General features: G+C 67.5%; 8 protein-coding genes. 5 read left to right on the plus strand and 3 right to left on the minus strand.

Annotated elements, in window-relative coordinates:
- Nucleotides 1-26 precede the first annotated feature (26 nt).
- The 4 genes from D1832_RS14105 to D1832_RS14120 all read left to right on the plus strand — a co-directional run bounded on the left by D1832_RS14105 (nt 27) and on the right by D1832_RS14120 (nt 5,004).
- Nucleotides 27-1,331, plus strand: coding sequence for a polysaccharide deacetylase family protein (locus D1832_RS14105; protein ID WP_118914959.1), 1,305 nt, complete (start codon nt 27-29; stop codon nt 1,329-1,331).
- Nucleotides 1,332-1,600: 269 nt separating this feature from the next.
- Nucleotides 1,601-2,596, plus strand: coding sequence for a TerC/Alx family metal homeostasis membrane protein (locus tag D1832_RS14110; protein WP_118914961.1), 996 nt, complete (start codon nt 1,601-1,603; stop codon nt 2,594-2,596).
- Nucleotides 2,597-2,676: 80 nt separating this feature from the next.
- On the plus strand, nt 2,677-4,224 hold the full coding sequence (locus D1832_RS14115; protein ID WP_118914963.1) for a molybdopterin-dependent oxidoreductase: 1,548 nt from the start codon (nt 2,677-2,679) through the stop codon (nt 4,222-4,224).
- Nucleotides 4,225-4,356: 132 nt separating this feature from the next.
- Nucleotides 4,357-5,004, plus strand: a complete 648-nt coding sequence (locus tag D1832_RS14120; protein ID WP_118914964.1) for a fasciclin domain-containing protein — start codon at nt 4,357-4,359, stop codon at nt 5,002-5,004.
- A 91-nt stretch (nt 5,005-5,095) separates the two neighbouring features.
- On the opposite strand, the gene D1832_RS14125 is transcribed toward D1832_RS14120, so the two are convergent.
- Both D1832_RS14125 and sigK read right to left on the minus strand, forming a co-directional pair.
- Nucleotides 5,096-5,782, minus strand: coding sequence for an anti-sigma factor (locus D1832_RS14125; RefSeq protein ID WP_118914966.1), 687 nt, complete (start codon nt 5,780-5,782; stop codon nt 5,096-5,098).
- Nucleotides 5,775-6,353 carry an ECF RNA polymerase sigma factor SigK gene (gene sigK / locus D1832_RS14130; protein ID WP_118914968.1) on the minus strand — a complete coding sequence of 193 codons (579 nt, stop codon included), beginning with the start codon at nt 6,351-6,353 and terminating at the stop codon, nt 5,775-5,777. The genes D1832_RS14125 and sigK overlap by 8 nt, the downstream gene beginning before the upstream one ends.
- Nucleotides 6,354-6,762: 409 nt before the next feature.
- Between sigK and D1832_RS14135 the strand changes: the two genes are divergently transcribed.
- The gene (locus D1832_RS14135) at nt 6,763-7,674 is read left to right on the plus strand and encodes an HNH endonuclease (protein ID WP_118914969.1); all 912 of its coding nucleotides are present in this window, start codon (nt 6,763-6,765) and stop codon (nt 7,672-7,674) included.
- A gap of 213 nt (nt 7,675-7,887) precedes the next feature.
- Here the strand turns inward: D1832_RS14135 and D1832_RS14140 are convergent, their stop codons facing one another.
- Nucleotides 7,888-8,460 carry a protein-tyrosine phosphatase family protein gene (locus D1832_RS14140; RefSeq protein ID WP_182434809.1) on the minus strand — a complete coding sequence of 191 codons (573 nt, stop codon included), beginning with the start codon at nt 8,458-8,460 and terminating at the stop codon, nt 7,888-7,890.
- Between the last annotated feature and the right edge of the window lie 323 nt (nt 8,461-8,783).

Genomic DNA, 8,783 nt, shown 5'->3' on the forward strand with positions numbered 1-8,783 from the left:
TGACAGCCTCGATGCCGCATTTGCGCATGTTCACGTCCGCCGCACGCCCCGCCGTCGCGGCCCTCGTCATCGTCACCGCTTCGGGTGGCTGCTCCTCGGGTGGCGGTGATGGCGGGGCGAGCAGATCCTCTCGGCAAGTGTCTCCCGGCGCCTCGTCGTCCGCGTCGTCATCGGCGAAGACGTCGTCACCTCGCGCCGACGACCCCGTGGCACGAGCCCGCGAGCTGCGTCGCATGTACGACTACGCCGCGGCGACGGCCGCGCTGAAGGGTCAGACCTCGGAGGAAGCCGACGCCGAGCGTCGCGCCATCAACGACGCCAAGGCGAAGGCGAAACCGTTCGCCGACAACACGCAGATCTCGCACGTCTTCTACCACTCGCTCGTCGTCGACCCGGCGCTCGCGTTCCACGCCGGGCAGGGCAAGGCGCAGGGGTACAAGGACTACATGGTCACCAAGCGCGAGTTCGTGGCGCAGCTGAACTCGATGTACGCCAAGGGGTACGTGCTCGTCCATCCACAGCGGGTTGCCAAGCGGGGCGCGGACGGGCAGATGCACCCGGTGCCGATCGTGCTGCCGGCGGGCAAGAAGCCGCTCGTCCTTTCGGTTGACGACGTCAGCTACTACGAGTACATGGCCGGCGACGGGTTCGCGACGAGCCTCGTCGTCGACGGCTCGAAGGGCGTGCGCACCACCTACCCGGAGAAGGGTGGAAAGGTGCGCAAGGGGGCCGATGACGTCGTGCCGATCGTCGACGACTTCGTGCGCGAGCACCCGGATTTCTCCTACCGCGGGGACAAGGGCACGATCGCGCTCACGGGCTACAACGGGGTGCTGGGTTACCGCTCGTCGTACGCCGCGTACGGCCACAGTGCGAAGACCGACGCCGAGCGCGCCAAGGCTAGGACGGTGGCGAACGCGATGAAGGCCACGGGGTGGAACTTCGCGTCGCACTCGTACGGTCACATCAACATCACCAAGGCGTCGCTCGAGGCGATCAAAGCGGACGCGGCGCGCTGGGATGCCGACGTCAAGCCGATCGTCGGGCCGACGAAGGAGATCATCTTCGCGTTCGGTGCGGACATCTCGGACACCACGCCGTACTCGATGCGCAACCCGAAGTACGCGTTTCTCCACGGCGTCGAGGGGTTCGACTACTTCGCGAACGTCGACGGCTCGCGCTCGAGTTGGATCCAGTTCTCGCAAGGGTCGATGCGTCAGGGGCGGATCAACATCGACGGCATCGCACTCGACTCGGCGCGGGACGGGAAGTCCTCGGTGCTCTCGAACTTCTTCGATCCCGTCGCGACGCGCGACCCGGCTCGTCGCTGACGGCGGTGCCCTGCGCGGGCGCGCGGATGGCAGGCCCGAGGGGGCGGTGCGATGTCGCCGGCCGATGCCCCGGGCGCAGGCCGTGGGCGAGGCGCTCGGATGCGATCACCGCCGGCCGCTGTTAAGCTTGCCTACGAGGGGAGTACTTCCCACGTTCCGATTTCGGTCAGTACGAGCGCGCCCAGCCGCGCTCCCGTGCGGAAGCGGCGACAGCGTCGTCGTGAAGGAGACCTCAGTTCAACACGTATGCGAACTGAGGTGTTCTCATCATGGAAACCATTGCCACACCGGCGCTCTGGACGACCACGATCGTCGGTGTTCTTGTTCTGTTCGTCCTTGACTTCATCGTCACGCGCAAGCCGCACGAGGTCTCGATGAAGGAAGCGACCGGGTGGTCGCTGTTCTACATCGGCCTGCCGGTGGCGTTCGGTGGGTGGCTCTGGTCGCAGCACGGCAGCCAGATCGGCACCGAGTACTACACGGGTTACATCGTCGAGAAGTCGCTGTCGGTCGACAACCTGTTCATCTTCATGCTGCTGCTCGCGGCATTCGCAGTGCCGAAGGCCTACCAGCAGCGGGTGCTGCTCATCGGTGTGGCGGGCGCGCTCGTCATGCGTGCCATCATGATCGCGATCGGCGCCTCGCTGCTGACCAAGTTCTCGTGGATGTTCGTCATCTTCGGTCTGTTCCTGCTGTGGACGGCCGTCAAGGTCTGGCGTGACACGCGTAGCGACGAGGAGGAAGAGATCGACCCGAGCGAGCTCGGTTCGGTGAAGTTCCTGCGCCGCTTCTACCCGGTGACCGACGACTACCGCGGCACGAGCATGAGCGTCGTCGAGGCCGACGAGACCGGTAAGAAGCGCCGCATACTGACGCCGCTGGCCGTCGTCACGGTGGCGGTGCTCGCGGCCGACGCGATGTTCGCGCTCGACTCGGTGCCCGCCGTCTACGGCATCACGGGCGACCCCTACCTCGTCTTCGTGACGAACGCGTTCGCGCTGCTCGGCCTGCGCGCGCTGTACTTCCTCGTCGAGGGCGTGCTGAGCAAGCTCGTGCACCTCGGGTACGGCCTCGCCATCATCCTCGCGTTCATCGGCTACAAGCTCATCGCGCACTGGGCGCACGACGTGTGGCACTGGGTGTGGACGCCGTCGACGGCCGTGTCGCTGTCGGTCATCGTCGTGTCGCTGCTCGCCGTGACGATCTCGAGCCTCGTCGTGACGCGTCGCGCCGAGCGCGAGGAGGCCACTCGTTCGAGCTCGTGACTGAGTGACACGAGCGGGGCCGGGGTCGTGAACCTCGGCCCCGTTCCCATCCCCGGGCTCGGTGGCTACGAACACCGGGCATGACACCTCGCCCAGCCCTGGCCCGACGCAGCCGTCACGCTCTGGCCGGTGTGGCAGGCGGAGCCGCCGGTTTGTCGGTGGCCCATCTGCTCGCTGCTGCCTCGAACGCGTCGTCCTCACCGGTGCTCGCGGTCGGGTACGCGGTCATCGATCACACGCCGACGGCGGTGAAGGACTGGGCCATCGCCCACTTCGGCACCAAGGACAAGCCACTGCTCCTCGGCACGGTGGCGCTCGTCGTCGTCGTGGCCACGGCGCTCATCGGGCTGCTCGCGGGGCGGCGCAAAGCGTGGGGTGCGGTCGGCCTCGCCGCACTGGCCGCGGTGCCAGCCTGGGCCGTCATGACGCGGCCGAGCGCGCGGATCGTCGATCTCGGGCCGACGCTCGTGGCCTTCGTCGTCGGTATCGGCGTGATGCTGTTGCTGTTGCGGCTCAGTCCCTCGCCCACGCCGAGCGAGGAGGCGGATATGACCGAGCCCGGGCGGAGGGTTTTCGTCGGGGGCGTGCTCGGAAGCCTGGCGCTCAGTGGGCTCGCCGTCGCGGCGGGGCAGACGCTGCTGCAGGCGGCGAGCACGGCGAAACTGTCACTGCCGCGCGCGTGGCGTCGCGCCACACCGATTCCCGCGGGGTTCGAGCGGCGAAACCCCGCCATCACGCCGCTGCGCACACCGAACGAATCGTTCTACCGCGTCGACACGGCACTGACGGTGCCGCAGGTCGAGCGTGAGAGCTGGACCCTGACGATCGACGGCGACGTGCACCGCCGCGTCACGTTCACGTACGACGACATCGCTGCCATGAAGCTCGTCGAGAAGAACATCACGATGACGTGCGTGAGCAACGAGGTCGGCGGCGAGTACGTCGGCGGCGCGACGTGGCTGGGCGTCCCGGTCCGCCGGCTGCTTGCCGAAGCGGGCATCAAGGAACCTCATCGCGCGGACGCGCAGGTTCTCAGCACGTCCACCGACGGGTTCACGGCGGGCACCCCGTTGGCGGCGATGCTCGATGACCGCGACGCGCTGCTCGCCATCGGTATGAACGGCGAGCCGCTCCCGCGGCGCCATGGTTTCCCGGCGCGACTCGTCGTGCCCGGCCTCTACGGCATGATCGGCTCGACGAAGTGGGTGACGAAACTGACGGTCACGACGTTCGCCGAGCACCAGGCCTACTGGACGCAGCGCGGGTGGTCGCACGATGCGCCCATCAAGCCGAGCGCTCGGATCGACTCGCCGTCGTCACTCGCCCAGGTGAAGCGAGGCGTCATCAAGGTCGGCGGCATCGCGTGGGCGCAGCGCAGTGGCGTCCGCGGCGTGCAGGTACGCCTCGACGGCGGGCCGTGGCGTGACGCCGAGCTCGGGCCCGAGGTGAACGAGGACTTCTGGCGTCAGTGGATGTATCGCCTGGACGCGAGCTCACTACCCACCGGCCAGCACACCGTCTCGGCACGGGTGATCGACGCCGACGGGGACACCCAGACGGCCGAGCGTGCCCCGGTCTTTCCGGACGGCTCGAGCGGCCTGCAGGAGCAGGTCTTCTTCCTTACCTGAGTTGCCAGGAAAAAAGTTTCGCGGCCACACCCATCCGTCGGGCAGGCGGCTTCGAACCCTTGATGACGATCGGAAGACGACCGATCGGTCAGAAGTCGGCTCAGGCCGAATCACCGCACCGAGGAGAAGATCATGAAGTCCAAGGCCACCGCACTCGTTCTCGCCACCGCCGGAGCGCTCTCGCTCGGCGCGTGCGGCAACGGGGATTCCTCCAGCGGATCCAGCTCCGCGATGTCCTCCACGACCAGCGCGAGCTCGTCGGCCCAGGCCGACTCCTCCTCGTCCAGCGCGATGGGCGAGAAGGGTATGAACGCCAGCAAGCCGTTCGGCCCCGCCTGCTCGAGCGTGCCGAAGTCCGGCAAGGGCTCCTTCCAGGGCATGACGGGCGATCCGGTCGCCACGGCGGCGTCCAACAACCCGGCCCTCTCGACCCTGACGATGGCCATCAAGAAGGCGGGGCTCGTCGACACTCTCAACACGAGCAAGGACCTCACGGTCTTCGCGCCCGCGAACTCGGCGTTCACGAAGCTGCCGAAGGCGCAGCTCGACAAGACGCTCGCCGACAAGGCCGCGCTGACCAAGCTCCTGACCGGTCACGTCGTCAAGGGCCGCATGGCGCCGAACCAGCTCGCGGGTGAGCACAAGACCCTCGCCGGGAGCACGGTGAAGGTGACCGGATCCGGCGAGAAGTTCATGGTGAACGGCAAGTCCTCGGTGGTGTGCGGGAACGTGCAGACCTCGAACGCCACCGTCTACATCATCGACTCGGTTCTCATGTGATGTGAACCCTCGGACGTCGAAGCCGGGCCCCACGAGAACGATCTCGTGGGGCCCGGCTCCGTCGTCGGTCAGGGGTTCGCCGAGGGGCGGGTCAGGTGAGGTGGATCGTCAGCACGGGGTCGGAGGTGGGCTGCCGCGGCGTCGTACCCGCCTTCTCCAGTGTGGCGGCGACGATGCGGACTTCGCGCATGTCGGCGTTGAGCAGCATCGTGCTCTGACGGCCGTCGCGGTCGAACTGGCCTGAGTTGACCATGTGATTCGGTGTCGAGCCGGTCCACATCGTGTAGGCGTGTCCGGTTGCGGGTGCGAGGGCCGGCTCGAAGCGAATGGCCCCCTGGCCCTTGGAGTTGCGGGCCACCGTCACGGTGCTACCGGCGTACGTCGTTCGGCCCTTCTGCGATGTCTCGTCGTCGAGGATGTCCTGCGCCGTCACCGGCTGCTCGTCGCGCCGGTTACGCCACAGCCCGACTCCGCCGACGCCCACGACCGTGGCCGCCGCGCCTGCGAGAAAGAGACGTCGGCTCGGGCGGGATACCGGTCGGGTAGCTTCGCGGGTTTCAGCGTCAGTGGCGACCGCTCGCAGGATCTCGTCTCGCAGATGAGCCGGCGGGGCGGTGCTGCTGGGTACGGACAGGGACGCCGCAGCGTCACGCAGATGCTCGAGCTCGTTCCGACATGACGCGCAGGTGGCCAGGTGCTTCTCGAAGCGTCGTCGCTCGACGTCGTCGACGGCGTCAAGCGCGTAGGCGGCGACGAGGTCGTGCGGCTCGTCACGCATGGTCGCCTCCTTCCTCGGTTGACGTGAGGCAGTCCGCCAGCCGGCGCAGGCCGTCTCGGATGCGCGACTTCACCGTGCCGAGGGGTGCGTCGAGGCGCGTCGCCACCTCGTGGTGGGTGAGGCCGTCCCAGTAGGCCAGTTCGATGCTGGGGCGTTGGGCGGGGCTCAGGGTTTCGAGACAGTCACGCACGTCGGCGCGTTCCTGGGCGTGCATGGCTGCCTCCTCCGGCCCCGGCGACGGTGGTTCGTATGACTGCTTGGCGTAGGAGTTCTCGCGCGTTCGCGAGGCCTGAACGCTGCGCACGGTGTCGACGGCCCGGCGGTGTGCGATGGCGAGCATCCACCCCCACGGGCTGCCGTCGACGCGAAAGGTGTTGGCCTTGCGCCAGATCTCGAGAAAGACTTCCTGAGTGCATTCCTCGGCCATCGACGGGTCGCGCACCACGCGCAGTACGAGCCCATGGACGCGCGCCGACGATTGGTCGTACACCTCGGCGAAGGCAGTCTGGTCGCCGGTGCCGCAGCGAGCGAGTGACGCGGCCAGGGATGCCGCCGCAGTCGAGTCGCCCATGGGTCACCATCCTGCCTCACTCCCACCTGTTCTCGCTGCCCGGATGTGAGGTGTTCGGCGCCGGCGGCGTGGCGGATGGGCGGGCGGATGCGTTTGGCCTTGCATGCTTCGGCCTGCAGCTGAGGTGTAGAAGAGCGCAATCAGCCGCTCGTGGTCGCCATTCCGATGCCCTCGGCGTGCGCCGGCCCCAAGGGGCATGCTCACCATCGGCTGCCCAGCGCGCGTCGCTCGAGGTGTCCTGGAGCATTCCACCGCAGGTGCTTGCACCGAACTTCGCCCATTGGTCGCTGTGGGGTCCCTGAAGTCGTTACGCTCTCGCCATGAGTGCCGAGCCCCGTCGGTGGGTCGCGTGCGAGAGGTCGACGGAACGTCGTCGTCTCGACAGGGCTGAACGGGCGACCGCAAGACTGTGACCTGGTCGCCGCAGCAGCAGGATGACCTTCGGGCCGCTGCCATTGCGTGGCTATCGGCTCGGACCAATGACGGTCTGGACGCCCTCACGTCGGAGCAGATCAATGAGTTCACCTGGGGCGATGAGCGCTTCCGTCTCATGGATGCGCAGCGGGGGATCCGGAAGCCGCGTCAATTCGCGTCGGCTCTGTCCATCAGGACGACGTTTCGTCCCGCCGGCGCGGAACGGCCGTACGAGGACGACCTCGGCGTGGACGGTTTGGTGCGCTACAAGTGGCGCGGCGACGACCCCGCGCATCCGGAGAACAGGTCTCTTCGTCAAGCCATGCACGAGAGAGTTCCGCTCATCTGGTTCTGGGGTGTGGGCGTTGCGCTCTACAAGCCGGTCTTCCCCGTCTACTTGATCGCCGAGGAGCAGCGGGAGCAACAGTTCGTCGTCGCGACGGACGGTCTTCAGCACCTGGAATCGACAGGATCACGGGTGGAGGAGGTCATGCGCCGCTACCTCAGGCAGGAGACTTATCGCCGCCTGCACCAGCCAGTGTTTCGAAGCATCGTCATGCGGGCCTACGAGGCAAGCTGTGCCGTGTGCCAACTCAGGCACTCTGTCCTGTTGGATGCTGCTCACATCGTCGAAGATCGGCACGAAAGGGGTGTCGCGTCCGTTCGCAATGGTCTTGCGCTGTGCAAGATTCATCACGCCGCGTACGACGCGGGCATCCTGGGCCTCACGCCAGATCTGCGCGTGGAGGTCAGGGCAGACATTCTCGACGAGATCGATGGGCCCCTCCTGGAGCACGGGATCAAGCGCCTGCACGACACGCCTCTCATGGTGGTCCCCAGGAGCCGGCCGGAGCGCCCCGACCCGGAGCTTCTCGAGATTCACTACGAGCGGTTCCGGGCCTCATAGTGTAGGCAGATGGCGCCCTCCGTCGACGAGGCCGGGAGTTGGCTCGCCGTCGGGAGGGGCCCGTCAGTCCCGACGGCGAGAGCTGCCGTAGAAGTACGCGCGGTATTCCTCGTCGGTGACCTCCCCCGCTACACGGGCCATGGAGACCGGGTGGAGGCCCGAACCGGGGTCGTCGGCCGAGGCGAGCTCGTCGTCATACCACCCCTTCGGCTCTCAAGGCTTGCGGTGCGCCGTGATGCGCTGCGCCATGTGCATCGCCGTGTTCCACAGCAGCCCGTCGATGTGGTCGACGCCGAGGGTGGCGCGGATCTGCTCGGCCGCGTCGTCCGCCGTCAGGCCGCAGTGCTCCACGGCGTAGAGCAGCGCGACGGAGGGCGTTCGGTGGTGGGCGTGCACGCAGTGCAGGAAGACGGTGTGTCCCTCCGCCCGAAGCTCGGCCACGGTGTCGGCGGCGTCGTTCAGCGCTGCCGCGAGGTCGTTGTGCGTGCTCGGATCGTCGGAGTCGACGATCCAGTACTCGACGTGCCGCGCGGGGTGGTTGCCCCCGCCGAACCGGCGCAGCCTCGTCTCCCGGTTCTCCTGGGAGCCGATTCGCGAGAGGCTGACGACGGCGTCAGCCTGCGTGTGCGCGAGGGCCGTCTGGGTGCCCAGGTGCAGGCCCTCGTCGAAGGATGCCGGGGCGTCGAGTGCTCGACCGCCCGGTGAGGGCTCGATCTCGCGCAGTGGCCAGGCGCCCGGCTGCGTTTCGCCGGCGGTTCGCAGAGCGAGCTCGACGAGATCGCGCACCGCCGGTCTCGACGACGTTCCAGAGCAAGTAGCTCGTTTAGCCGTAAGCGATCCCATAGCTGAGCTTGAAAGGCGCATAGACCAGCGATCGGGTGTGGAGGCCGCGTTCGATTTCCTTGCGCTCGAGCCGAGGCTAGGCGTTCGGTCAGCCGATGTGCTGCGCTGCCGTGCTGGCATTGAGGAAGCGGAGGAGATGACTCTCGACGAGATCGGCAAACGTTATGGGCTCATCACAAACGAGGGTGTAGCGGTGGGGTGAGCGGGATCGGCGCGTCGGTGCGGGGGTAGGGGTGGTCGCGTTGGACGGGTTCACCGGCTTCCAA

The organism is Dermacoccus abyssi (genome assembly GCF_003515945.1).
Taxonomy (GTDB): Bacteria; Actinomycetota; Actinomycetes; order Actinomycetales; family Dermatophilaceae; genus Dermacoccus; species Dermacoccus abyssi.